This is a genomic window from uncultured Thomasclavelia sp. (genome assembly GCF_944324745.1).
In the GTDB taxonomy this organism is placed as follows: domain Bacteria; phylum Bacillota_I; class Bacilli_A; order Erysipelotrichales; family Coprobacillaceae; genus Thomasclavelia.
In genome coordinates, this window is record NZ_CALUXO010000017.1 from 1 (window position 1) to 26,343 (window position 26,343).

The following is a 26,343-nucleotide window of genomic DNA, read 5'->3' on the forward strand; positions in this document are numbered from 1 at the left end:
CTTGCTTTGACCTATTATGTCAACTATGGATTATCTTCCAGAAAAACTGCTTTGATCCTTAAACAGGTCCATGGTTTGAACATTTCTCATCAGACCATCATCAATTATGCCAGCTCTGTTTCAGCTGTCATAAAATCACTGGTCGATAAATATCCTTATAAAATCGGTAGTACTCTTTCTGGCGATGAAACATATATCAAGATCACAGGAAAGAATCATTATGTATTCTTTTGGTCTGATCCAGTAAGCAAGATCATTACTTCCTATACGATATATTCGATCAGAGATACTGAATGTGCTTGTAAATCAATATGTGATTGTCTCAACAAATATAGCGAGATCCCTGTTGATCTGACCTTGATCACTGATGGTAATCCTATTTACAATGCAGCTCAGGTTTTCTTTGAATTAAATGACATCAATTTTGATTTGCATCAAGTAATAGGTGTTAAAAACAAAGATGAAGAGTCCAAGAAATATCGTCCTTTCAAACAGATCGAAGAACGCCTTAATAGAACATATAAACAAAACTACTATGGTACGAATGGTTATGACAAGCTTGAATGTGCCAATAGCTATATGGTTCTGTTTGTATGCTTCTTTAATTTTCTGAGACAACATTCATCATTAGACTTTAAAACACCTATAGATGATGATCTTTTTGATAATTCGATGCTCATGCCAGATAGATGGTTAAAGCTGATTGAATTAAGTTCGCAATATCACATTAATTAGAATTGTTTAAAAATTACTGTGAGACCCGATACCCTCATTGCACCCTTTTTTGGGCTTTTTTTATTAATTTCAGGATTCAAAAATTTACGATTTTTCAAAACTGGATTTCATCCTTCTTTTTTTGCGGATTTGTGTAAAAAAGTGCAGAAAATTTTTGGTTCGATATTAATTTTTCATAAATTCTTTACACTACCTCTTATATTTATATTATAAAAAAAAGTAACGGTCTTAACCATTACTTTCGTCAATAATTTTTACAACATATTTAAAATCAATATCATCACACAACCACACGCCGTTTTTAGAATAATAAAACTTATAACCATCTTCAACCATTTTTTTAGCATCAATGACTAATACTACTGGTTGACCATGACGACTGCCTACTTTAATAGCCGTTGGCTCATCTTTTGATAAGTGAACATATAAGCGTCGCATCTTACAAATTCCATTTTCTTTAATACCTGATAAATTTTTAATTGCTGTTCCATGATATAAATACTCTGGTGGTATTTTTTCATCCAATTCAACATCAACATTGATTGAATGTCCTTGAGCACACCGAATTTTAGTTTTATCCTCGTTGTAATGATAGCGTTGCTTGTTATCTTGAGCGACAATCTCTTCTAATAAACCGCCATTAATAAAATAACCTTTTTTACGAATACCACTAATTAATTCACTAACATCTGCCCAGCCATGACAATCTAATTTTATTCCAATCGCATCAGGTCTATGTCTAAGGACATAACAGATAAAACGTCCCAAGCGTGTCAAGTTGATCTGTCCAAACTCTAACAGCATATCATACCAGATAGCCCCACCATGGACCGATTGCGAAATACCACGATTTTTAAAACCAAATTTTTCATAATAATGAATCAGTTTATCTTTACAAGTTAAAACTAACCCTTTACGTCCTTCTTTTCGAGCCTGTTCAATCATTTGTTCAATTAATTGAGCTGCTAATCCTTGCTGGCGATATTCAGGTAAAACATCTAGCCCAAAAATCATCTGCCACTTTCCGGCTTCATCATGAAATGAAGCTTTACTATATAATATATCACTAATGGTACTATGACTATTAACCATACCATTTATAAATCCAATTATTTTTCCTTTTTCTTCCATAACCCAGAAATGGTTAGGGTAAACCTGTAACCGATTTTCAAAATCAGTTTTACTGGCTGCTTCAGCAGATGGAAAACAAGCAGCTTCAACGGCGGTGATTGCAGATAAATCCTTCATTGTTGCTTGACGTATTTTCATTTTGCTTTAGCCTCCTTTATTTTTGTAGTAGTATATCACTTATTGTCTAAATAATAAAGTAAATATCTTTTTTCAAAAATAAAATTAGCCAGGATTACCAAAATTATTTTTTCATGCGATATAATAACGGAAAAAACTCAATGAAAATTGTCAATCCAATTATGGTCAAAAGACTAAGCAATGATATTTCTACCTTAATATTTAATTGATAATTCAAGACCAAAAATACCATCATGATCATTAAAAAAAGAAATATCGCTTTAGTTAATTGACCCAGCATCATTAAACTAATATTACTTTTTCCAGTAATAGCATTTAAATATTGAAAAAAGTGTTGATCATTTTTTCTAGTAAAATATCTGATAATACAAACAACTAACATCAATGAAACTCCAGCGATAATAAATTCACTAATTCCTTTTTGTAACGATACATCAGTAGCATAATTGTACTCTTCATAAATACCTTCACTAGTTAAACCGATTTTATTTAATTCCTGTTCAAATTCATTATAAAAATCACTGGCTGCTAACTTAACCAGGTACTCACTAAAACAATTCGTTAAATTTTCTTGTTGCTCAAGATAAACCTGATAAATAGATAAAGGAATGTAGACAATATAATCATCATCAAAAAACATTGAACCTGATGATTCTGCTAATCGATCTTCAATGACACCACCAATTGGTAAATTTACTGACTCATAAGAATAATCAGCTATTTCTTGACCATCATCAGTATCGATAAGAATTGGTATTGGTAATTGAAAAGTATAATCATCATCATAGATTGGTTCTAATTTTTCTTCTAATTGTTTTGAAAGCAACACATTAGCTACTGAATTTTTCATTTTTGCATAACTATCATCATAAGTCATGTAAGCAACCGTTCCAATATCTAAAGGTGTTTCGTCTTGATAGGTAATTGTAGTATCCGAAATGTTATTAAAATAATAGACCGGATATAATTTCCTGATATTTTTGATGTTTTTTAATTGGTCTAATTGATCAATAGCAAGCGGCTGATCATTATCGCTATTATGGATCAAAAAATAATCGGATGCTAAAATTTCTACTTGCATATCTGTATGATAGCTTTCATTATGAATTATAAAAATCCCGGTTATGATCAAAGAAGTCGCAATTACTGATACAATCATCATTAAACTATGACTAATAAGATGATGTTTAATCGTCTGAAGATAATATTTCAATAATTTAATATTACTGTTGTTAGAAAACGATAAACTAACTTCCTGTTTATCCGGCGTTTGATTAAAATGGCCAATGAAATTTGCATATTGATCTAAAAATTGATCCTTAATGATAATAATCGTAGTACAATGGTTTAAGTATTTAGCTATCAATTTAGCCATCTTTACTTTCAATTGATAATCATCAACTGGAAGTATTTCTGATAAAACCGTGATATTACGTTGTAACATAATTGCATAAAACAAACTAATTTTTTTCTTATCATTTAAAGATAACTGCTCAGGATAACACGATAATAAGTTTTCTAACTCCAGTTCCTTAATCAGCCGTTTTTGATCTAATTTTATCTCTGTTTGATAAATTTGACATAATAATTGAAAATTTTCTTTAACTGTCAAATCAGCTTCCATTCTTGGAATATCTAAACTGCAATAACTATTATGTTTTAAACTTTGATTATCAATTACTTGACCATTAATCAAACAACTTTGATAATTAGTATTATTACCAGCAAATATTTCTAATAAGGCTTGTTTTTGTTCATCATCTAAATCATGGATAATTGTCAAACCTTCTTGACATATGATATCATATTGTTGATTAGTTTTTTCAACATATATTCCCCGAATTTCAATCATCCTTTTTCCCTCCAGATAATAAAATTATATCACGAAGATTAAAAATTCACATAATAATTACAAAAATTTGTGGTTTTTATTTAATTTTCCAAACAAACTCAGCCCCATGAGCTCCTATTTCAAAATGATATTTCACAATTCCCAAATCAATCTTACTATAAAATCCGGTTCCTCTTTTTAGCGATACTGTCTTGTCATGACAAGAAAAAACAAATTTTTGTTGATTCATTGCCGTTGGTGCTAATAATGCGGCTTTAACGCCATCCTTGAACCATTGAGGCAGCTCACTTTTTTTATCGATAACTTGATCCAAGCTTTTGGATTTGTGAGTGCTACCTGAGTCTGTTCCATAACCAATTGCAATTACTAATTCTAATTTCTCATTAGTTTTAATTGTCATTGCCTGCTTGACCTTTTTATATGTTAAAGCTACCCAACAAGTATTCAATCCTAACTGCTGGGCTTTTAATACTACTTTTTCACCATAATAGCCACACTTTACAGCTAAGTTAGCATCTTTATTTCCAATAACAGCGATATAATTTTTTACATTATTAAACTTGCCATAATGGGCCATTTTACTACTAAATGCCTGGGGTTCATCTAAAACTAGTTGCATATTTAAATTTCCCTCCAAGTTACACTGATCAATAAATGCCAATAATTCCTCTTTAACTTTTCCTTCAATTTTTCGATCAGTATAACTACGTACCGAATGTCTTGTTTCTATTGCTGTTAATAAATCCATTAAATCACTCCTTAAATAAAATTTATTATTTTTATATCTTTTGGATTTTATCATCTTAAGCTAAATTATTCAGATAACAAACACTCTTTAAATAATAATCAACGAATACCGATATTTTCAATTTCACGAGCAATACTTTCAATAATATGAACAACAGGAACCTGAGTAGCTGATGAATAAAAATAACGATCTTTATGTGATGGAACATAATAACAAATTACTTCATCAGCCAGTTTAGCCGCGGTAGTATTAACACTATTGGTTATTACCGCTACTTTAGCTCCAGTTTCTTTAATAAACATTATTTGATTATTGATCTCTGTCGTCTCCCCACTAACTGTAAAAATAATCACACAAGTTTCTTGATCATAAACATTAAAACGATGTGAAAAATCATCAACGAAAAAACTTTTTAAACCCCGCCGATTAAATAAATAACAAGCATATTTTGCCATTGCTCCAGAAAGTCCAATGCCAAAGAATAAGACCTCATTACTATTTACCATCATTTGAGCTATATTTTTTATCGGAATCTGTGATTGGGCATTATCAATCTTTTTAAAATAATCCAATATATATTCAATATTATTTTCTTGAATACTTGTTTCTCGATTTTGACTATATCGAAGCTGAATTTTAAATTGAGAAAATCCATCATAACCTAGCTTTTTACATACTCTAGTAATCATTGATGGTGATACATGTAAAACATTGGCAATATCACTTAACTTTTCTTTTGTAACCAAATCTTGATGACTTACTAGATATGTATAGATTTCATATTCTAAATCGTTTAGCTGTTTTAATTGTTCAATCGATATCATTATGTCAAATTCCTTTCTATATTTAGCTTTTTAAATACATAAATTGGTTCTATTTTAACATAAAATTAATTTATTAAACTAAACAATTTAAAAATATCTTAAATAAAACAAAAAAGGTAAACAATTTGTTTACCCATTTGCAAGCTTAAGATTCTTTCTTAATTTCTTCTTCATTTTTCGTGTTGCTACTACATATTGATTAGAATCAAGATAGACTACTTTAGTACCGGCAACTAAATCATGTAAGGCCCGTTTGGATTTTAATACCAAAACTAAGATAGCAGATATTAAACTAATTACTAGTCCTATATAAGCATAGATACCGCTAAAATTGAAATTTGTTGCTGTATTAATCAATTGATGCAACATATTACTACAACTATAAATACTTCCTTCAATTAAAATAATCATAACTAATTGTCTAATAATAATTTGTTTAATACTAACATCTAAATAATTATTATTAACTATCTTTAACTTCAATATTCTTTTTCCAACAGTCTGCCCCGGGAAAACTTTTAACGGAACTATCACATAATAAATTATCGCCACTAGAAATGACAGTCCACCGGCAATAAAATTGTAGGGATAGTCAAAGATAGCGATGTTTTGAGGAATACTAGTAGCATCATCATGTAACATCATATAAATAATAATGATTGGTAAAGAGGCTACGACCCCACCTAAATACCAGTCAATTGCATAAGCAATAAATCTTCTAATCTGACTTAAATCATTTTTCTCTTCTTTATTTCTTAGTTCTAATATTTTTTTCATAGTCTACCTCAAATCCTTTTTATAATTCTTCACCATTAGTAGCAATTACATGTTTATACCAATCAAATGATGCCTTTTTACTTCTATTTAAGCTGCCGCTTCCATCATTATTTTTATCTACATAGATAAATCCATATCTTTTTTTCATCTCACCAGTTGAAAAGCTAACGCAATCGATACAACCCCAAACAGTATAACCTATTAAGTCAACTCCATCAATATCAACAGCTTTTTTCATTTCGCGGATATGATTTCTTAAATACTCAATTCGATAATCATCGTTAACTTTACCATCAACCATTTCATCTATTGCGCCAAAACCATTTTCAACAATAAACATTGGCAATTGATAACGATCATATAACCAATTTAAAGTATAACGAAGTCCTTTAGGATCGATTGGCCAACCCCATTTAGTTTTTTCAATATATGGATTTAAGCATAAGTCTTTAGCTTCATCATAATCAAGATTGTCATCACCATCACCTTTAGTAGCAAATGACATATAATAACTAAATCCGATATAATCAACACAACCCTGACTTAATGCTGTCAAATCTTCATCATTAATATCTAATTGATATCCTTTACGGTTAAAGAAAGTTTTCATATACCCAGGATATTTACCGCGCGCATGCACATCTAAAAACCAGAAACGTTTGTGATTAGCTCCGACTGCTTTTAACATATCATCAGGATTACAAGAATATGGATAAATTGGTGTCATTGCCATCATACATCCTACTTGTAAATCCGGATTAATTTCATGGGCAATTTTTACTGCTTTTGCACTAGCAACTAATTCATAATGAGATGCTTGATAAACAATTTGTTCGCGATCTTCACCTTCTTCAAAAAGAATTCCTGAATTAGTAAAAACAGCAACATCAGCTTTATAATTAGCTTGATTATTAATTTCATTGAAAGTCATCCAATATTTTACTTTATTTTGATATCTTTCAAAACATACTCTTGCAAAATTAGCAAATAAATCAATTAATTTACGATTACGCCATCCACCATATTTTTCTACTAAACCATATGGCATTTCAAAATGGCTTAAAGTAATTACTGGCTCAATTCCATTTTTCAATAATTCATCAAACATATCATCATAAAATTGTAAACCAGCTTCATTTGGAGTAACTTCATCCCCTTCGGGAAAGATTCTAGCCCAAGAGATTGATGTTCTAAAACATTTAAATCCCATTTCTTTAAATAAAGCAATATCTTCTTTATAACGATGATAAAAATCTACTGCTTCATGATTAGGATAATATTCACCATCAATAATTGTTTTAGTAATTCGACGTTCTTTACCAACGCCACCTACTGTCATCATATCTGAAACATTAGGACCCTTACCGCCTTCGTTCCAGCCACCTTCAACTTGATGGGCGGCAACTGCACCGCCCCATAAAAAATCCTTACGCATTAGCTTCACCTGCCGCTTCTGCTTTAACAGCAGCTCTTGTACTTGCCATTACAAATGGTAAATAAATTAATGTACTTACACCAACTAAAAGAAATCCAATAACTAATGATAAGATACTAGTTGCTCCAGATCCTAAAAACGGAATCAAGAAACCTGGTGTTGTCCAAGCAACACTGTAAGCTACTGGTGGAATTATTTCAAAGACCGCTACACAAAGCCATCCAATAATATTACATACAACCGGTGCTAAAATAAATGGCACAATATACATTGGGTTCATAACAAGCGGGAAACCAAAGATAATTGGTTCATTAATGTTAAATAAACCTGGTGCTAAAGACATTTTAGCGATTTGGAACTGAGCTTTATTTTTACGACCAGCAATAAACATAGCAATGATTAAACCTAAAGTTGCCCCAGAACCACCGGTATTACCAAAAGCATCATTAATAGATCCCCAGTTAACCGGATAAGGTGCACCCCAAGCAGTACCATTGGCTGCTACATATACTAAGTTCATATTTTGTTGTTCTGTAAAGATAACTGATCTTAAAGCATTTAAAGTGTTAGGACCATGAATACCTAATACCCATAAGAATTGTTGGACTACTACAAATACTAAAATTGTACCCATAGAACTTCCAAGAGAAGTCATTGGTGCTTGAATAGCATTATAAATTAATACTTGAATACCATCTGCTGTGATATTACTGAAAATAAAGTTAATTAATCCAACTAATGCTAATACGATCATAATTGGAATTAATAAGTTAAATGATTTAGATACTGCTGGTGGTACCATTTCTGGCATTGAAATTCTTAACTTTGAATTACGTCCTAATCTAGTTAAAATTTCAGCCACAAATAAACCAACAAATAAAGCAACGAATAATCCTTGTGCTCCTAAATATGTTGTAGTTAAACCAGAACCACTTCCATCAACAAATTCTCTAGAAGCCGGATATAAAATGAAATATGCTGATAAAGCAGTAATACCACATAATACTTTATCACCTTTCATCTCTTCAGCTAATTGATAAGCTGTTAAAAATGCAATTAATACTGCTAAAATATTAGTAGTACCATTAACAACTGAATTTAAAATAGCTTGATAATCTGTTAAGTTAGGAATTAAATCACCTAAATGTAATAAACTGGCAATAAATCCATTAGGATCTAAGAATACGTTGTTTATTAATAATACCATTGACCCTGCCATTGTTAGCGGGAATGATAATGTAAAGGCATCACGAACTGCCGCTACATGCCGTTGAGCATTTATTTTAGCGGCAACTGGAACAAAGAAGCGTTCCATAAACCCTTGCATTTTCTCCATCTTAAATTTTCCTCCCATATTGTTTAGCTAAACGGTCTATTTTTTTGTAAGCGCTGTATTTTATCGACAAATTATATTATAACTAATCATCTTAAAATTTAAATATTTCTATCCTTTCTAGCAACCCTATTCATATTTTGATTTCTGTTACACTAAAAAAACAATGCGTTTTATTTTTTTAAACACATTGTTGTTAAGTTTTCAATAACGGCAATAGCCGGAATTTGGGTTGTCATATCAAACATCTGAACTCCCACTTTTTTGATATAATACGGAATGGTTAAATCAGCCAGCTTTGCCAGGGTACTGCTTTTAGAAGTTGTTATCGCTAATACTTTACAATCACCTTGCCTGCATGATGTAACTAAATCAATGATTTCTGGTGTTTCACCGGAAACCGATAATACAATAACTAGATTATTTCTATTTAAACCAGGCAACTTTAAATAAGGATCATTAATCGCAATCGCAAACTTACCAGAACTAGTAAAACGTCGGGCACCATATTGACATACTGCCCCAGAATTACCGACTCCAATAAAAATAATCTCTTCACTATTTCCAATTAAAATCATTGCCTCATTAAACATATCACGATAAAAATCACTATCAAATTTTTTTAAACAATCAATCACAGCACTATAATCATACTCTTGTTCAAAATGTGAATCATTTTGTAGTGATAACCGATAGGCATATTTAAAATCATTGTAACTATCAAAACCCATCTTATTAATAAAACGTAATATTGTAGTAGTTGATACATTACTATGGCTAGCTAATTCTCTAATGGTTAGATAAGGAACAATCAACTGATTATTCATGATAAACTCAAATACTTGTAATTCACTATCATTAAGTTCTTTAATTTGCTGTGCTTTAAACATCTAATTCCTCCTGAATATATTTTAAGAAAATTTCTACTATTATATCACTTTTTTAATAATAACTAAATCAACTTATTGTATCATTTGTATTATATGTTATAATACAAATAGAGGTGATTGTATGTTATTGTCTTATGTTATCTTGATTTTAACTGTTTTATTTATTAACAGTATTTATTATTATACTACTAATAAATATAGTAAATTTGAAAATGGTCATTTGTTTTTGGTTAAAATCCCAGATGAAGCTTATCAATTAAGTGAAGTTAAAATGATAATTCAAAATTTTAAAAATGAGTTGTTTAAAATCTTTATTTTATCTTTTATTCTTTATTTACCTATTTTTATAATTCCAGATTTTTTTAAAATCATTTATTTTCTGATTGTTATCTGGATAAATTTATTACTAGTAAATTATCCTTTAAAAAAATATCGTCACCAGTTACTATTACTTAAACGTAATTATCATTGGCCTAATCAAAAAATTAAAACCGTTAAAATCGATTTAAAACTATCAGCTTATATGGAAAATAAACCGTTTAACTATTATAAGTATTTAATCATTATCATTATTGATTTCATTTGTTTAGGTGGCATGCTTTATTTTAAAGCCAGCTTTGAACAATATCTTTATTTAATCTTACAATTTATTGCTTTAATATTTGGCTTAGTAATAATAAAAAGGATGCCAAATAAAACGTATTGTGATGACAGTCATATTAATATTGCTATCAACAGTTTACGTCAGGATTATTTGTCACACTGCTTTTTTAGCGTAATTTTAATCGATGCTTTATTCAATCTGATCATCCAATTTTATCTGTTAAACCAATTACCATTTATCCTGGTTATTTTAATAAGTATAATTATGGTAATTAACTTATTTATCATCATTGATAAAAGTAAAAAATACCAGACAAAAAAACAAGAATTATTACAAAATAAAATTAATTATGAATATAATATTTATGATGATGATTGCTGGAAAATTGGTCTTTTCGGTCCTAGTTACTATAATAAAGCCGATCCTAAAACTTTAGTTACTTCACCGATTGGAACTCAAATGATTTTTAATACTGCAAGACCCGCTTATAAATATTTCGTTATGGCAATATGGTCATTTATAATTGGTCTGTTAGTATTGATTTTTGGATATCCGGGTTATTTAGATTTAACTAATCAGCTAGCTGATCTTTCAATTGAAAATAATGTAATTGTCGTTTCCAGTCCTTTTTATGATGTAAAGATTGATATTGAAGATATTAATGATATCAGTATTACTGATGATTTAGGAGCAGGGATCAGAACCAATGGAACTGATGCAATCTTTTTTACTAAAGGCCATTGTCATTATGATAAATATGGTGATTGTTTAGTTTATAAAGCCAACTTCCATCATTGTTTTATTATTGTAGAGACTGATGAAGCCACATACATTATTAATGATGATAATATAAGTAATACTCAAAAAATATATCAAGAAGCAAAGGAGCTGATTTAATGATCATCGAGTTAGATTTTACTAGTGAAACACCGATTTATCTCCAATTACGAAATGAAATTGTTAAAAAAATTGCCACCGGAGAATTTAAATACGGAGAAGCCTTACCAACAGTTAGAGCCTTAGCCAAGGATCTCCAGATTAATAATATGACTGTCAATAAGGCTTATAATCTATTAAAACAAGAGGGTTACATCTGTATTGATCGTCGTCATGGCGCTAAAGTTCAGCCAACAATTGATACTTCTGTTGAATATCAAGAAAAACTAGTAAGTGAATTAGGTTTAATTGCCAGTGAAGCAATAGTAAAAGGAATGGATAAAGAGGAATTTTTAGAAACATGTCAAAAATTATTACAAACAATTCAATATGATAGAGCTATTAACCGTTAAAATATTTGTTTTTATCATTATTTTTTTACAAAACTGCTTAGATTACAATTGTTTCAATTACAAAACATTAGTATAATTAAACAAAGGAGTAGTACAGATGAAAAAATACCAAGCTATTATTTATGATATTGATGGAACTGTCCTTGATACATTAAAAATGAATATGATTCCCCTACTTAAAATCATTAAAGAAGAAACTGGCGAAGATTGGACGTTTGAACAAGTACTTAAGTTTGCTTCCTATCCCGGAATAAAAGTTATGGAAGAATTACAAGTAACCAACCCTGAAAAAACTTATACTCGTTGGGTCAAATACGTCAATGAATACGAAGATGGAGCTACTTTATATCCAGGTATGGCCGAAGTTTTTGAAGCATTTGATGGAAAAATTATTCAGGCTATTGTTTCTTCTAAGAAAAAGAAACAATATGAAATTGATTTTGTTTCTAAAGGCTTAGATAAATATATTGCAACTGCTATCTTAGAAGAAGATACTATTAAACACAAACCTGATCCCGAACCAATTCTAGAATGTTTAAAACGCTTAAATCTTGCTAATAATGATGTTATTTATATTGGTGATGCATATTCAGATTATCTTACATGCAAAAATGCGAATGTTGATTTCGGTTTAGCTAAATGGGGTTGTACTAAAGAATTTGAACTAGATGAATCTTGTCTAATTTTTAAGCAACCACTTGATTTATTAAAATTATTAGAAAATTAAAGGAGAAAAACAATGAAGCTGATTATTGAAGAAAACGAGCAAAAAATGAGTGAAAGTGCGATGTTTATCTTACTTGGGGCAATGATGCAAGATAAACGTGTTAACATTTCATTGACTTCTGGTCGTTCCCCTAAAACAATGTATAATATGATGATCCCTTACATTAAAGATCAAGATAAATTTAAAGATATTGAATACTATTTATTTGACGAAAATCCATATATCGATGAAGAACATGGTCCTAACTGGAATGAAATGCAAGAAATATTTTTTAAACCGGCTAATATTCCTGATGAAAGAATTCATATAATGAATAACGATAATTGGATGAATTATGATGATGAAATTCGTCAGGCTGGTGGCATTGATGTCATGGTAATCGGATTAGGTTATGATGGTCATTTCTGTGGTAACTGCCCACGTTGTACTCCATTTGATAGCTATACTTACAAAATTAAATTTACTGATAAACAAGCTGTTAATCCTGATTATGCTGACCGCCCCAGACAACCACATACTTTAACTATGGGTGCTAAAAGTTTAATGCGTGTCAATCATTTAGTCATGATTGTAAATGGTAAAGAAAAAGCTGAAATCTTTAAACGTTTTATGGAAGAACCAATCAATCAAGATGTACCAGCAACCATCTTAAAATTACATCCAAATTTCACTGTTATTTGTGATCAAGAGGCTGCCAGTCTTCTTGACCAAGACAAAATTAAGAGAATATAAAACCAGTTCAAAATGAACTGGTTTTATTTTAATCAAATTATAAATCTATATTAACTTTCCCTGCTTAAAAATAGGAAATATTTTTCTAACGATCAGTTCCTTCTTTTTCCGCTAAAGATTTTTCATAAACCTTAAAGAAAGGATAATACACGATCATACTGATTGCAATTAATACAATCATGAAAATAACATTTCGAATATCTAATGCTGATAAAAAACCTTGGGCAAAAAATGGTGTGAATGATGGATCAACAATATAACCCATACTTACCAGCCCTAAAGATTGTACTAAATATCCTAGATAAATTGAAATGCAAGGCATCAACACAAATGGTATTGCCAAAACTGGATTTAAAACAATCGGTGCCCCAAAAATTACCGGTTCATTAATTCCACAAATACCAGGAACCACACTTAATTTACCAATTGTTCTTAAATGTTTTACATGTGAAAAACACATCAATAAAACCAATCCCAAGGTATTACCACCACCACCTAAAACGGCATAGCGATACATCTGTAAATTCATAACATTTTCAGCCGCTTTTCCAGCATTAACTAGATCAGCATTTAAACCAGAGTTAGTAATTCCCAAGGTAAAGACGATTGGAAATATAATTGATGAACCATTAATCCCAAATAACCACAAAATATTAGAAAACGCAAAAATTCCCATATAAGCCCAAACATTATCAACTCCGGATATTGCTGGGGTTAAAATTCCCATGATAAACTCTGGTAATGATTTACCACTTAGTGCTTGTAAAATCAAATTCAAACCAAATATAATTATAATATTAGCCGCTAATGGCAATAGTGAATTAACAAAATTAGTTACCGCACTTGGCACACTTGGCGGAAAACTAAATACCGCTTTGTTTCCAACGATTCGACAAATTTCTACTGATACTAATCCAACAATTAAAGCTACAAATAAACCATCAGCCCCTAAATAACTCATTGATAAGCTGCCATCATTAACGGGTGCAGCAATCATTAAAAAGACGCACATAGAAATGATTCCACTGACAGCAGCTTTCATTTTATAGCTTTCAGCCAAACAATATGCTACTCCAAAAGCAGTTACCATCCCAATTAATCCCATTGTCATAGTATAGGGAATTGTAATCGTATTATAATTGGCAACAGCCCATTGTTTCCAGGCAATTAACCCCTTCATAAAAATGTTACCAGTATTTAAATCCACTAAATCTAAGTTGATTGGCGGATTGGCGATAATTAAAAAGATCGAACCAACAACAATTAATGCCAGCGACATCATCATCCCATTAGATATCGCCTGTAAATGCCGTTGATTTCCTAATTTATCAGATATCGGTGCTAACAACTTTTCTAATTTATTAATCATTTTCTCCCTCTCCTGTTCTAAAATTGCCAACCATTAAATTTAAATGCTGTTTCACAAACATTTTCTGGATCATATTCTTCCAATATTTTGGCATATCTTTCTTTATAATCGTTATCTACTTCTTTTTGAGGATAGACTTTGCTAGCTTCATTTAAGAAATGGAAAGAATCACGCCCCATTTGTTGTCCTCTAACAGTATGTTTATCTAATGCATAATCAGGAATTTCAGGGAATTTACCCATTGCAAATGATTTAATACAAATATTCTTTAATAAATCACTTGAACGATCTTTTTCACTTTGACATAAGTATCTGATTGCATGAATAAAATACATTGGACGATCACCATCAGAGTAATCAAATTCACGGCTCATTTGATATAGATTATTAACTAAAATTGCCGCCATTGGATTCCCCATTCCAATATCTTCTACCGAAATCGTTAATAAACGACGCCATAATTTTTCTTCTAATTGAGGTGAAGAAATGTACAACTCATAAGCAAACATACATGCTTGTTCTTCTAACCCTCGACGGATTGATTTTTGTAATGCTGAAATAACTTCGTCACCAGCATAACCATTTCTAGTTTTTATTTTTGACCATGGATCATAATACATTTTTTAGCTTGCTCCCTTCTACTATCTATGACATAATTGAATCAAAGGGTGTGAGTTTATGAATGCACAGCATTTGATTGAAAAATATGAATTGAATGATTTAGAAAAACAGATTGTCTTATATATGCAAGATCATTTATTCGAATTAAAGTCTATTGGTATACGTCAAATGGCAAAGGATAATTACACTAGTACCTCAATGATCTATAAACTATGTAATAAATTTGGTTTTAAGGGATACAGTGATATGGTTTATCATCTGACATCTACCAAGGATACTACTATCAACTTTAATGAAAAATATCTTGAATATAAAAACGCTTTTTCCAGGCTTTTAAATGATAAGTCAAAACGAATCGTTGTTTTTGGTCTGGGTTTTTCAGCTCCGATTGCTGAATATATTCAACAGCGATTAACACTAATGGGATATCCGGCTTTATGTGTGATCCATATGGAAATGTTTGACCAATTATTTGTCGATAACACTATTTTAATTGTTGTTTCCTATTCAGGACAAACCCGTCGCTTGAGTGAAATTGTGATTCAAGCTTCTAAAAACGATATTCCAGTTATTAGTTTCATCGCCAATAAAGAATCGCCAATTTATCAAAATGCCACCTTGCCAATTCTAATTGGCAAATACGATTCATTTTCTCATGAATTAAATAAGGCTAATTTATTTTTTGGTGAAACAATCATTGCTTTTGAAACCCTTCTATTCAATTAGTCCGTCTATATTATACAAATTACTACATTTTTTTAACTAATTCTTAACGCAAAAAAAACATGTTATAAAACTTATAACATGTTTTAAAATCATAAAAGCTAGAGATAATCTAGCTTTTACATACTTTCTTTTAAAATTTCCACAATTTCATTATGGGTTAAAATCTTATAGCCACCTTGATTGATAAATGTTCCATTAGCAATACCTTCGAACATATCCTCAGTTACTCCAAGTTCTGTTAGATTCATTACTAATCCCAGTTCATTCATCCAATCTTTCATCGCATCTAATCCAGCTTCAGCAATTTCTACATCGCTCTTTCCTTCAGGATCGATGTTCCATACATTAATAGCATAACGTTTAAATTTTGGTAAACCAGCTTCCATAATATGATGATAATATGCCATTGAAACAGCCGCTAAAGTCATTCCATGAGTAGCATCAGTATAAGCACCTACTGATTGACCAATCATATGAACCATCCAGTCAGTGGCTTTACCTTTAGCAATTAAAGTATTTAAAGCCCAAGTGGCAATCCACATAATATTACTACGTGCTTCATAGTTTTTAGGATCCTTAATAGCGATTCGTGAACTATGAATTAATGATTTTAATAACCCTTCTGCAATATAATCAGAAGTATTATCATCATCACCAGAAAAATATTGTTCTAGAATATGTGACATAATATCATAGAATCCAGCTACCATTTGGTATTTTGGTAATGTATAAGTAAAAGTTGGATTTAAAATTGAAAATTTAGGGAATACTTCATCACCAAATACATGTCCAATTTTTAGTTTAGTTTTATGATTAGTAATAACAGCACCACCATTCATTTCAGAACCAGTTCCAACCATTGTTAAAACACAACCAACTGGAATAATTTTATTATCAACATCTTCCATTCTTAAATAATATTTATCCCATGGATCTTCATCACAATATGCTGATACAGATACTGCTTTTGCATAATCACAAACAGAACCTCCACCAACAGCTAATAGTAAATCAACGTTATTTTCTTTTGCAATTTTGCATCCTTCATATAGTTTTTCAACTGTGGGATTTGGCATTACTCCAGCATCTTCAAAAATATTTTTTCCATTAGCTTTTAAAATAGCTACGACCTGGTCATAAATTCCATTTTTCTTAATTGATCCACCACCGTAAATCAACATAACATTATCACCATATTTACTTAACTCTTGATTTAAAAAATCTAAAGCATTTTCTCCAAAATATAATCTTGTTGGATTAGAATATTCAAAATTACCTAACATTTTTATCACTCCTTCGCTTATTATTTTAATCTGATTTTTCAAAAATAACCAATACTTATATTTTATGGTTTGTTATACCTAAAAAGCATTAATTAAGCATTTTAAAGCCATTTTCATCAATCTTTACCATTAAATCTTTTCTTTCTAGCTTCGTAATATTAATATACCGCCCTAATTTCAATTCATTAATGATTATTTCTATCAAATAATCCTTTCCTTGAAAACAAGCGGTGACACTTCCATCATCATTATTTTTGACCCATCCAGTCACTTTAAACTTATTAGCTAGTTGATAGGTCAGATAACGAAAACCAACTTCCTGAACTTTTCCATAAAATGTATACTTTCTTCTTACAATCATCTTTATCTTCCTTTATTTACAATTATCTTTTATCTATATTATAATTATTTAAAAAGGAGGAAAAACAGTGGCTCAAATCTGGCAACAAACATTTACCTATTTAATAATTATGGCTTTAGGTTATTTTTTTAAGAAAATCAATTTATTGAAAGCCAGTGATTCTAATATACTATCAACAATAATAATCAATTTAACATTACCATGTATGTTTTTTTCCAGTGCATTGGGTCTTTCAATTAATCCTCTTTTATTATTATTAATGGTTATTGGCTTATTGGCAAATATTTTAATGTTGATAATTGCTCATATCTTTATTAAAAAAGAATCATCGCTACTTCAAGGTGTGTATTTAATTAGCGCTTCTGGTTATGATATTGGTAATTTTGTCTTACCATTTGTCATTACGTTTTTCCCTGGTCTTGGTGTCATTTATTTAAGTTCCTTTAATGTCAGCAATATCTTGATGTCACTAGGATTGACTTACGCTATTGCCAGCAATGTTGCTAATGCTCGAAATGAGTTTCAACTTACTTATTTTTTAAAAAAGTTAATTTCATCGATTTCCTTAGATGCCTATTTATTAGTAGTAATCCTGGCTATTTTTAAACTGGAGCTTCCCACTTTTATTACTAATATTACAGCAACAATTGGAAATGTTAACCCATTCCTAGTAATGTTTATGATTGGCTTAAAATTAGACTTTTCATTTAACCATGATAATTTATTTATGATTGGTAAGATTCTATCATTAAGATTTATCAGTGCCATTATTTTAACAATCATTACCATTTTTTTACCGTTACCAACTTTAGCTAAAACTATCTTATATCTAGCTTACTTTGCTCCCTTAGTTTCCGTTTCTTCAATCCTAACAAAGAAATTAGGATATGATGGTAGTGTTGTCGCTGAAGCAACCAGTATCAGCATCATTATCTCATTAATAATTAGTAGTATTATTTTATCAATTATTTCATAGAAAAATAATCAGTAAACTATAATAGAAAACGATTCTATGAGTTGATATTTACCCTCAATAGAATCGTCTTTTATTATTTAATAATGTGTAATTTGCTTAATAATCTGATTTTATGATCATTTTTTACTGTTTCATTATTTAATTGCTGTAAATAAATATATATTAAAACAATTCCTAATGGAAGCAAACATAATAAAATGGCATAAATATGATAAATGGTCCAAAGAATGAAAACTGTAGCAACTCCTAGATGAAAACCTAGTAATGTTTTTCCATAAAACTTCATTTTAGATAACTGATTTTGATCTTTTTCCATTATATACAAAACAATGGCCGTAACAAACTGTTTGATATTATTAGTTGAAAAAGTTGTTGAGCCGACATAACCAGCTACTCCTTTAAAGGTACACCATTGAAATGCCATTGCAAAAAAGATCGGATATAAACCAATAATTGGATTAAGATCTTGCGGTAATAAAATTGATAAAAAACAGGCAAAACAATCAATCAAAATACTAATAATCCGCAAATCATATTTAAGATGTCTTGGTAAATAAACAGTTAAAATAATGGCCAGAACATAAAGTACTAAAGCGCCAAGACGAACGCCAAAATCAACTAGATTATTTCCTAATAAATCATGAATCAGACAAATTAAATTATTTGTTTGTGCTGAACCAAAATTACCACAACGTGATAATATCGCATATAATCCAAAAAATCCCCCTACAAATGAAACTGTATAATGAATTAGTCCATCATAATTTACATCACTACTCATAATTGCCCCCTACAATCTTTTCTGGGTATTAGTATAGCACATTTAAATAACTATTCAATAGCCTCTAAATAATCAATTACCTGAGTTAATGAATCTAAAATTTTCGTTGTCATCGCCTGAAATCGTGACTCTGGCATCTTCATATCAGGAATACAAATTACTGGAATATTAGCGCGGCTTGCTGCTTCTATTCCTGCTTCACTATCTTCTAATACTAAGGCATCCTCTGGTTTAACAGCTACCTTTTTACAGGCTTTTAAAAAAATATCTGGATATGGTTTTCCTTGCTTAATTTCGGTTCCAAAAACCATCTGATCAAAATAAGTATCTATTTGATTTTGTTTCAATACCCCTAACGCTCGCTTAGGGATACTTGATGTTGCTAAAACTATTTGATAATGATTATTTTTTAAATATTGTAATAGTTCTAGTGCTCCGTCTTTTAATTTAACCCCTTGATTAAAATATTCCTGTTCATGTCGAGCCATAAAATCTAATCCCTCTTGCACTGTTATTGGCAATTGATAATTTTTAATCAGGTTTTCCATATTAGTAACTGCCGATTTACCGCTATAATTTTGACTATATTTTTCAACAGTAAATGATTGATTATATTTACAAAGCAAATCCTGATATAATTGATAAGAGATGATTTCACTATCAATTAACAAACCATCCAAATCAAAAATAATCGCTTGATACATAACTTCCCTCCTTTAATGACTCAAACATAAATGCAACAAGCCTATTAAATTGTATTCATTAAAATTACCTACTTTTTTAATGATCGGCAAGCTGTCTTCCGGCAATTTCTCCTTCAAATTAGTTTCTAATAATTTTAAATCAGTGACTAATTCGGTATAAATCACTATCAGATCCGGATCAATTACCGAAATAATCAAAAGAACATCATTTAATAAAATATCAACGATTTGCTGCTTAGTTTTTTCCTCTAAAAAATATTCCGTTTTTAAATGCCTTGATGCATATTGAATTTCACCAGCTAGATTGGCCTGTCCTTGAATTAATTTACCATTGATAATAAGACCTGCTCCTGAATAATGATTAACAGGTTGAAAAATAAAAGCTAAATTTTCATATTTGTTTTGACTGGCATAATATCCAGCTGCTGCACAATTAACATCATTATAAATATAAATTTTTTGCTTATATTGCTGTGATAATTCATTCATGATCAAACAATTATCCAATCCATCTAAATAAGTTGATACTAGCATCCCCTTTTTATCAACAAAGCCTGGTGAAGAGATACCAATAATATCTAGATCATGATACGAAGCAATAACATAACCGATAATATCACTAATATCCAAAATTGAAATATTCAATTTTATTATCTCATTATCAAGGATCAGATTTTGATCACGATCATATAAACGATATAAAATGTGAATCCGGCGTCGATCTCTAAAAATCGCAATACATAGAACACTTTTTTTCTTTTTAGTTTTCTTTTTAATTTGAATTGCTACTTTTTCTTGGCGATTTATTTTTGCCAGTTCTTCAAATAATAAATCAAAAAAACCTTTAGTATCATATTTAGCAAATATTTGACTAGGAATCGTTAAAACCGAAACATTATTATTTACTTGTTTTAGTCGAGCAATCTGATAAGCAATTTGCGGTGCTAAAAATACTATGTCATAAGCGTCAATATTTTTAGTAATCTTCTCATAGGCACAGGCATCGACATGAACATTTAAATTTAACATCTGTGCTGTTTCATTTAAAAGTTCTGCAAAATATGAAGTCGTTAATCCCCCACTACAACTTAATAAAACTTTGATTGCTTTTTCCTTTTCTAATTGTTCCAAACATTCTTTCATTTCCTCAAACAATTGCATTGCATGATTAAAATTATTCATTTGAAAATGTAAATAAAATTCCGTATTATGATCCAACACATTTTCAATTTTTAACTCAATAATTTCCATCGGATGGAAATAAACAATACCATGATATTTAGAACTATCAAGTGCAATATAATTATCATTTTTTAAAGTAATGGTACAACCCTTGATCTTTTGACCCAAAATCCAGTACTTAAACAGATAGCAGTAGGTATTCTTTAAAAACTCATCCACCTTTCCAGCCCCCAATCTTATTAATCGATTCTTGTTATTTTATTTCCAGTTCTTTTTAATGGTGTTTTTGGCTGGTTTTTTATATAACCAAAAACAACTCCTCCGGTAACTGTCTCATCCTCATTTAATCCTAATGATAATAACTTTTCTTTAATAACTTGATTATCAGCTAACCAATGCAACTGATTGATCCAGCAGGAACCAATATTTAATTCGGTCGCTTTTAACATCATATTTTCAATCATACAAGCTGAATCAGCTATCGCATTACCATATCCTTTTTTATTAGCAGTAATTACCAGTACCGGTGCTTGATAATCGTAAAAATAATTGCCCTTTTTAGATCGTAAAATGCTATTTTTCATACTTTTATACATATTATCGACTATTTGCATTTTGGCAAACTCCTGGACAACCAGTTTTTCTAATTCTTGTAATATCCCTTTATTAGTTATTACAATACGGTGTGTGGTTTGATTATTTCCACCACTTGGAGCAAAACTGCCAGCTTCTAAAATTTCTGCCAGCTCATTTTCTTTAATCATTTTAGTTTGATAATTTCTAATTGAACGACGACTTTTAAAAATATCCATATCTTATTCCTCAACTTTGTAATTATTATTTATTATCCAATTAACAACTCATATACATATATTATATCATTTTATCTTCATTATTAGCTGCTTTTTTCCACAATAAAAAACGGATTGCTCCGTTTTTATATAATTACTTTTATTTAGATACTATCTTCAATAAAATGCACTGGATACATATCCCAGTATTTTTTAAAGACCCTTTTTTCATTTCCATCTAAATTAATTTGATATAATCTAAAAATAACGGTAATGTCTTTAGGTTGCCATTGTTCTTGATATGAATACATATACCACATCCCACATTTTTGCATGACCCGACCACTGCCAATATTATTTTGATCACAGGTAGCCGTAATAAAAGCAAAACCGTCCTCTTTTAATTGTTGTAATAAAACTTGACTAACTTCACTGGCGATTCCTTGATTCCAATATAAACGATTAATTCCATATCCTAAGTCACCACATTTTTCTTTTAAATCAATATCAGTAATATCAACATATCCGATTACTTTATGAGTATCTTTAGCTTCAATAGCATAAAAATAGGCTACATCTTGTTGATATTCATGATAAATTCGCTCTTTCATAAATTGCTTAGTATCTTCTAATGTTTTACTTACAAACCATGGTAGATATGCATTAACAATCTCATCACTTAAGATTTCATGTAAGTCATTTAGATCATCATTATTAAATTTTCTTAAAATAAATCTCTTTGTTTCAAGCACTGGACTATTTTGCATAGTAACCTCCTAATAATTTAAATTCCTTACTTTCTCTTCAATTATTTTAATCACTTTAATAAATTCCTCATCACTTTTACCACTAGGATCTTCTAAATTCCAATTATCATCAAAGTCTTTACCTAGATAAGGACATTGAACATTACATCCCATCGAAATTACAATATCTACTTCTGGAATTTCATCAACTAATTTACTATATTGATTTTCTTCCATATCAATTTGATACATCTGTTTAATTATTCTAACTGCATCTTGATTGATCATCGGTTGTTTTTCACTGCCACAAGAATAGAATTCATATTGATCATGTTTAAATTTCTTTCCTAAAGTTTCAGCAATTTGACTGCGGCATGAATTATGAACACAAACAAAAGCAATTTTTAATTTTCTTTCCATTAATTAACCTCCTGTTCTTTTCGATTTACTAAAACAGCAGGAAGACAATTTTCAATAATTGTCGCAATTTCAGCTTCGCTAAGTTTACAATTCGTATCTACCCAATGTTTTAACGTCATCGTAAACCCCGCTTGAAAATAAATAAAATAATACATTATCTCATCATTATCAATAATTCCTGCTCGATAACAGTGCTCTTTAATAATTGCCATTAACGGTTCATAGCCTTGTTGTAAAGGAAAACTCTTACGGTTTTGCAGATTAATCTTATAAAAATATTTGTGTTTCTTGATATGTTTTAAAAAATTAATAAATGATGACTTAGAAAAAATCAAATTATCTTTAGTATCGTAACTTTCTAATAATTCCTTTCTTAACTCTTTTTCCATTTTATCTAACATATCATATATATCAATAAAATGAGCATAGAATGTTGAACGATTAACCTGTGCCTGCTCACAAATTTTTTTAACTGTTATTTTTTCAAATTCCATTGTTTTCATCAACTCTAACATCGCACTTTCCATTCTTATCTCAGTTTCACGAAAACGTTGATTATTCTTTTTATTCATCAACTACTTCCTCTCTTTATTATTCCAACACAAATTGGAATATTGATGATTGATAAATTAATCTTATCTAACGATAATATAAATTGCAAGAGATAAAGACTAAATGATGAAAAAGGAAAATTTTATATATTTAATTTTAGGTTTAATTGGCATTATGTTCTTAGAAATTGGAATTTGTATGTCTTTGATTGATGAATGGAATGCTTTTAATCAAGGAATTATCATTGGAGTTATGGGCATTATTAGTCTTATCCCTATTTGTAAAGGAGTGAAATAACATGAAATCAGGTATTTACCTAGGAAAAGAAAAGATTGAAATTAAGGAAGTACCGATTCCTCAAGTCGGTGATAATGATGTTTTAATCAAAAACATTTATTCTAGTATCTGTGGTACTGATGTTGCTGTTTATAATCATGGCACTAATACTGGTCATAAAATAACAGTTGGTGAAGAATTTGGTCATGAAACGGTATCAAAAATTGTTGCAATTGGTAAAAATATTAAAGATTTTAAAGTCGGGCAACGAGTATATCCGTATCCACTATATGCCAAAGATGACTACAGTCGGGCCGGGACGATTGGCGGTTTTTCTGAATATATCTTAATTCCCAACGCTAAAATTAATCATTCGTTATATCTAGTTCCCGATAAAATTCCCGATAAAATTGCTTGCTTAATTGAACCATTTACTATTGGCTGTCGCGCTGCTAGACGGGGACAACCTAAAGTCGGTGAAAATTTTGTTGTCTTTGGTTGTGGAACTATTGGCCTAGCCAGTGCTATTGCCCTTAGCTATTTTGGAATTGAAAAGATCCTGGTTTGTGATATTTCTGATTATCGATTAAATATTGCAGAAAAATTAGGTTTTAAAACTTGTAATACCAGCAAAGAAGATTTCCTGCAAACAGCTATTAATTATTTTGGACAAGCTTTTAGTATTAATGGACCTACTGGAAATATTGATGGTTTTATTGATGCCAGTGGAGCTAAAGAAATTTATGATCTTTTTATGAAAGTTGGCAAAATTGAAAGTCGCTTAGTTAATGTTGCTGTTAATAATCAAAAACGTGAATTAGATTTATTAAATTTAACTTATGGTCAAAAAAGCATCATTGGTTCTGGCGGTTATATGAGCGAAGATGTCTTAGATGTCATGGAAATAATGAAAAGTGGTAAATGGGATATTGAACAAATCATAACTCATGAGTTTCCACTTGAACAACTAGAAATGGCAATTCAAACGGCAAGCGATGTCAACAACGCTTTAAATGTGGTCATTAAATTTAACTAATATGACCACATTTAAAAAATATTTAAAGGCAGTTCTATTTCCCTCAATTAAGACGCTGCTTTTATTTACATTTATCACCATCATTATTTTATTAGTTATTTTTCTTAATAACTTAAATAAAACAATTATCGCTTATGCCCTTTATCCAATAACCGCATATACATTGCTTATAGATTTAATTTTTATAATCAATAAGATGCGGGGAATTAAAGATATTTTAGATCGCTATAGTTTTTTTCATCGCTATAATACTGACATTGATTTTAAGGCCAATGTTTCTTTACATATTTCATTATATATTAATTTAATTTACTCATTATATAAGGCTTTTGTCGGAATTTATTATCATTCATTATGGTTTGGTACTGTTGCTTTTTATTACATCATTTTAAGTAGTGAATAATTTTTCTTGCTACGACAGGCAAACAATACTAAAAACAAACAGGTAGAAGCATATAAAAAATATAGTCAATGTGGTTATATTTTACTAACTTTAACGATTGCCATTATTGGTATGAGTGTCTATATGATTCATGATAATCAAGTAACTACCTATCCTGGTTATATTATCTATGCTGCCGCTGGCTATACTTTTTATAACTTTATTTTGGCAATCATTAGTACTTTTAAATATCGTAAAGCTACAAATCCATTATACCATGCCAGCAAGATGATCACTTTAGCTAAAGCACTAGTATCCGTTTTTACTTTACAAACTGCTATGTTTGCTGAGTTTGGAAAAAGCTATATTCAACAGCGAACAATGAACATTATCACTGGATTTGTGGTCTTGATAATCGTTCTTTTATTAGCTATATTTATGATTATTAAAGCTAAACGTGCTATTTGTCAAAAAACAGCAAAACAAGAAATAATCTAGAAGATAATCATATGAAGATTATCTTCTTTTTATTTCAGGAATAAATGTCCAGTATTTTCCTAACTGCTTATTAAAAAATAGTAACTTTTGTCCTAATCAAGCTAATTCAATAAGCTATATTAATTCTTTTGTTAGAATAGATATATATTCTTAAAGAAAGGAGGCCATATCTAAATATCAAAACTATTATGTTCTTCGATGATGTGTATAGATTTTGGCGATTAAAAAAATAAGTCTTAGCCTTAGATAATGCTGATGGAGACATTTTCATTGTGATGTGATGGTTTTATTTTAGGTACTAGTGCATTATTGGGAAAACAAAAATCATATCAAGAATTAATTAAGGAGTTTAGAGAATTATAAAAATAGGAATAGGTAATGATCATGTAGCAGTAAAGTATAAACAAGAAATATCTAAATATAT

At 30.0% G+C, this 26,343-nt stretch carries 30 protein-coding genes; 11 read left to right on the forward strand and 19 right to left on the reverse strand.

The genetic code is table 11. The annotated features are described in order from the left end of the window. Positions 1-735 (forward strand): DDE-type integrase/transposase/recombinase (locus Q0K54_RS01385; RefSeq protein WP_294578050.1); only part of this gene is annotated, 735 nt, incomplete at its 5' end. Positions 736-963: 228 nt separating this feature from the next. On the opposite strand, the gene Q0K54_RS01390 is transcribed toward Q0K54_RS01385, so the two are convergent. From Q0K54_RS01390 to Q0K54_RS01425, 8 genes are all read right to left on the reverse strand, one after another. Next, the gene (locus tag Q0K54_RS01390) at positions 964-2,004 is read right to left on the reverse strand and encodes a GNAT family N-acetyltransferase (protein WP_294578051.1); all 1,041 of its coding nucleotides are present in this window, start codon (positions 2,002-2,004) and stop codon (positions 964-966) included. Positions 2,005-2,107: 103 nt separating this feature from the next. Continuing rightward, the gene (locus tag Q0K54_RS01395) at positions 2,108-3,856 is read right to left on the reverse strand and encodes a hypothetical protein (protein ID WP_294578052.1); all 1,749 of its coding nucleotides are present in this window, start codon (positions 3,854-3,856) and stop codon (positions 2,108-2,110) included. A 76-nt stretch (positions 3,857-3,932) separates the two neighbouring features. Then, positions 3,933-4,604 carry a nitroreductase family protein gene (locus Q0K54_RS01400; RefSeq protein ID WP_294578053.1) on the reverse strand — a complete coding sequence of 224 codons (672 nt, stop codon included), beginning with the start codon at positions 4,602-4,604 and terminating at the stop codon, positions 3,933-3,935. A gap of 98 nt (positions 4,605-4,702) precedes the next feature. Then, a complete protein-coding gene (locus tag Q0K54_RS01405) occupies positions 4,703-5,428 on the reverse strand; it encodes a MurR/RpiR family transcriptional regulator (protein ID WP_294578054.1) in 726 nt (241 codons plus the stop codon). Between the two features lie 129 nt (positions 5,429-5,557). Further along, on the reverse strand, positions 5,558-6,205 hold the full coding sequence (locus tag Q0K54_RS01410) for an RDD family protein (protein WP_294578055.1): 648 nt from the start codon (positions 6,203-6,205) through the stop codon (positions 5,558-5,560). Between the two features lie 19 nt (positions 6,206-6,224). Continuing rightward, complete coding sequence (locus tag Q0K54_RS01415; protein ID WP_294578056.1) at positions 6,225-7,640, reverse strand: 6-phospho-beta-glucosidase; 1,416 nt, start codon at positions 7,638-7,640, stop codon at positions 6,225-6,227. Next, a complete protein-coding gene (locus Q0K54_RS01420; RefSeq protein ID WP_294578057.1) occupies positions 7,633-8,976 on the reverse strand; it encodes a PTS sugar transporter subunit IIC in 1,344 nt (447 codons plus the stop codon). The genes Q0K54_RS01415 and Q0K54_RS01420 overlap by 8 nt, the downstream gene beginning before the upstream one ends. A gap of 170 nt (positions 8,977-9,146) precedes the next feature. Then, positions 9,147-9,863: a MurR/RpiR family transcriptional regulator gene (locus Q0K54_RS01425; RefSeq protein WP_294578058.1), complete on the reverse strand. Its 717-nt coding sequence runs from the start codon at positions 9,861-9,863 to the stop codon at positions 9,147-9,149. A 121-nt stretch (positions 9,864-9,984) separates the two neighbouring features. Between Q0K54_RS01425 and Q0K54_RS01430 the strand changes: the two genes are divergently transcribed. The 4 genes from Q0K54_RS01430 to Q0K54_RS01445 all read left to right on the forward strand — a co-directional run bounded on the left by Q0K54_RS01430 (position 9,985) and on the right by Q0K54_RS01445 (position 13,215). Continuing rightward, positions 9,985-11,364, forward strand: coding sequence for a PH domain-containing protein (locus tag Q0K54_RS01430; RefSeq protein ID WP_294578059.1), 1,380 nt, complete (start codon positions 9,985-9,987; stop codon positions 11,362-11,364). Next, positions 11,364-11,756 (forward strand): GntR family transcriptional regulator, encoded by a 393-nt coding sequence (locus Q0K54_RS01435; protein ID WP_294578060.1) that lies wholly within the window; start codon positions 11,364-11,366, stop codon positions 11,754-11,756. Before Q0K54_RS01430 ends, Q0K54_RS01435 begins: the two co-directional genes overlap by 1 nt. 97 nt (positions 11,757-11,853) lie before the next feature. Beyond that, positions 11,854-12,483 carry an HAD family hydrolase gene (locus tag Q0K54_RS01440; RefSeq protein WP_294578061.1) on the forward strand — a complete coding sequence of 210 codons (630 nt, stop codon included), beginning with the start codon at positions 11,854-11,856 and terminating at the stop codon, positions 12,481-12,483. Positions 12,484-12,495: 12 nt separating this feature from the next. After that, positions 12,496-13,215: a glucosamine-6-phosphate deaminase gene (locus Q0K54_RS01445; RefSeq protein WP_294578062.1), complete on the forward strand. Its 720-nt coding sequence runs from the start codon at positions 12,496-12,498 to the stop codon at positions 13,213-13,215. A gap of 85 nt (positions 13,216-13,300) precedes the next feature. Here the strand turns inward: Q0K54_RS01445 and Q0K54_RS01450 are convergent, their stop codons facing one another. Then, positions 13,301-14,584 (reverse strand): PTS sugar transporter subunit IIC, encoded by a 1,284-nt coding sequence (locus Q0K54_RS01450; RefSeq protein ID WP_294578063.1) that lies wholly within the window; start codon positions 14,582-14,584, stop codon positions 13,301-13,303. Between the two features lie 17 nt (positions 14,585-14,601). Then, positions 14,602-15,204 carry a hypothetical protein gene (locus tag Q0K54_RS01455; protein WP_294578064.1) on the reverse strand — a complete coding sequence of 201 codons (603 nt, stop codon included), beginning with the start codon at positions 15,202-15,204 and terminating at the stop codon, positions 14,602-14,604. Between the two features lie 58 nt (positions 15,205-15,262). Between Q0K54_RS01455 and Q0K54_RS01460 the strand changes: the two genes are divergently transcribed. Further along, positions 15,263-15,931, forward strand: a complete 669-nt coding sequence (locus tag Q0K54_RS01460; RefSeq protein ID WP_294578065.1) for a MurR/RpiR family transcriptional regulator — start codon at positions 15,263-15,265, stop codon at positions 15,929-15,931. 116 nt (positions 15,932-16,047) lie between these two features. Here Q0K54_RS01460 and Q0K54_RS01465 read toward each other — a convergent pair whose 3' ends face one another. Next, on the reverse strand, positions 16,048-17,214 hold the full coding sequence (locus Q0K54_RS01465; RefSeq protein ID WP_294578066.1) for an iron-containing alcohol dehydrogenase: 1,167 nt from the start codon (positions 17,212-17,214) through the stop codon (positions 16,048-16,050). Positions 17,215-17,302: 88 nt separating this feature from the next. Then, positions 17,303-17,575: an acylphosphatase gene (locus Q0K54_RS01470; RefSeq protein WP_294578067.1), complete on the reverse strand. Its 273-nt coding sequence runs from the start codon at positions 17,573-17,575 to the stop codon at positions 17,303-17,305. Between the two features lie 67 nt (positions 17,576-17,642). Between Q0K54_RS01470 and Q0K54_RS01475 the strand changes: the two genes are divergently transcribed. Then, complete coding sequence (locus Q0K54_RS01475) at positions 17,643-18,551, forward strand: AEC family transporter (protein ID WP_294578068.1); 909 nt, start codon at positions 17,643-17,645, stop codon at positions 18,549-18,551. A 73-nt stretch (positions 18,552-18,624) separates the two neighbouring features. Here Q0K54_RS01475 and Q0K54_RS01480 read toward each other — a convergent pair whose 3' ends face one another. The 7 genes from Q0K54_RS01480 to Q0K54_RS01510 form a co-directional block, all read right to left on the reverse strand. After that, positions 18,625-19,332: a YoaK family protein gene (locus Q0K54_RS01480; protein WP_294578069.1), complete on the reverse strand. Its 708-nt coding sequence runs from the start codon at positions 19,330-19,332 to the stop codon at positions 18,625-18,627. A 50-nt stretch (positions 19,333-19,382) separates the two neighbouring features. Continuing rightward, positions 19,383-20,036, reverse strand: coding sequence for an HAD family phosphatase (locus tag Q0K54_RS01485; RefSeq protein ID WP_294578070.1), 654 nt, complete (start codon positions 20,034-20,036; stop codon positions 19,383-19,385). A 12-nt stretch (positions 20,037-20,048) separates the two neighbouring features. Next, entirely contained in the window at positions 20,049-21,437 is a 1,389-nt protein-coding gene (locus tag Q0K54_RS01490) for an ROK family protein (RefSeq protein ID WP_294578071.1), read from the reverse strand. 20 nt (positions 21,438-21,457) lie between these two features. After that, positions 21,458-22,030, reverse strand: a complete 573-nt coding sequence (locus Q0K54_RS01495; RefSeq protein ID WP_294578072.1) for a nitroreductase family protein — start codon at positions 22,028-22,030, stop codon at positions 21,458-21,460. Positions 22,031-22,173: 143 nt separating this feature from the next. After that, positions 22,174-22,776, reverse strand: coding sequence for a GNAT family N-acetyltransferase (locus Q0K54_RS01500; RefSeq protein ID WP_294578073.1), 603 nt, complete (start codon positions 22,774-22,776; stop codon positions 22,174-22,176). A gap of 9 nt (positions 22,777-22,785) precedes the next feature. After that, positions 22,786-23,175 carry an arsenate reductase ArsC gene (locus tag Q0K54_RS01505; protein ID WP_294578074.1) on the reverse strand — a complete coding sequence of 130 codons (390 nt, stop codon included), beginning with the start codon at positions 23,173-23,175 and terminating at the stop codon, positions 22,786-22,788. Next, a complete protein-coding gene (locus Q0K54_RS01510; RefSeq protein WP_294578075.1) occupies positions 23,175-23,747 on the reverse strand; it encodes a TetR/AcrR family transcriptional regulator in 573 nt (190 codons plus the stop codon). The genes Q0K54_RS01505 and Q0K54_RS01510 overlap by 1 nt, the downstream gene beginning before the upstream one ends. A 103-nt stretch (positions 23,748-23,850) precedes the next feature. Here Q0K54_RS01510 and Q0K54_RS01515 point away from each other — a divergent pair, with 103 nt between their 5' ends. Genes Q0K54_RS01515 through Q0K54_RS01530 form a run of 4 tightly spaced genes read left to right on the forward strand, consistent with a single transcriptional unit; the run spans position 23,851 to position 25,919 of the window. Then, the gene (locus Q0K54_RS01515; protein ID WP_294578076.1) at positions 23,851-24,024 is read left to right on the forward strand and encodes a hypothetical protein; all 174 of its coding nucleotides are present in this window, start codon (positions 23,851-23,853) and stop codon (positions 24,022-24,024) included. Between the two features lies 1 nt (position 24,025). Next, positions 24,026-25,039 carry a zinc-binding dehydrogenase gene (locus Q0K54_RS01520; protein WP_294578077.1) on the forward strand — a complete coding sequence of 338 codons (1,014 nt, stop codon included), beginning with the start codon at positions 24,026-24,028 and terminating at the stop codon, positions 25,037-25,039. Continuing rightward, the gene (locus tag Q0K54_RS01525; RefSeq protein WP_294578078.1) at positions 25,017-25,442 is read left to right on the forward strand and encodes a hypothetical protein; all 426 of its coding nucleotides are present in this window, start codon (positions 25,017-25,019) and stop codon (positions 25,440-25,442) included. Before Q0K54_RS01520 ends, Q0K54_RS01525 begins: the two co-directional genes overlap by 23 nt. A gap of 6 nt (positions 25,443-25,448) precedes the next feature. Then, on the forward strand, positions 25,449-25,919 hold the full coding sequence (locus Q0K54_RS01530) for a hypothetical protein (protein ID WP_294578079.1): 471 nt from the start codon (positions 25,449-25,451) through the stop codon (positions 25,917-25,919). The last annotated feature ends 424 nt before the right edge of the window (positions 25,920-26,343 follow it).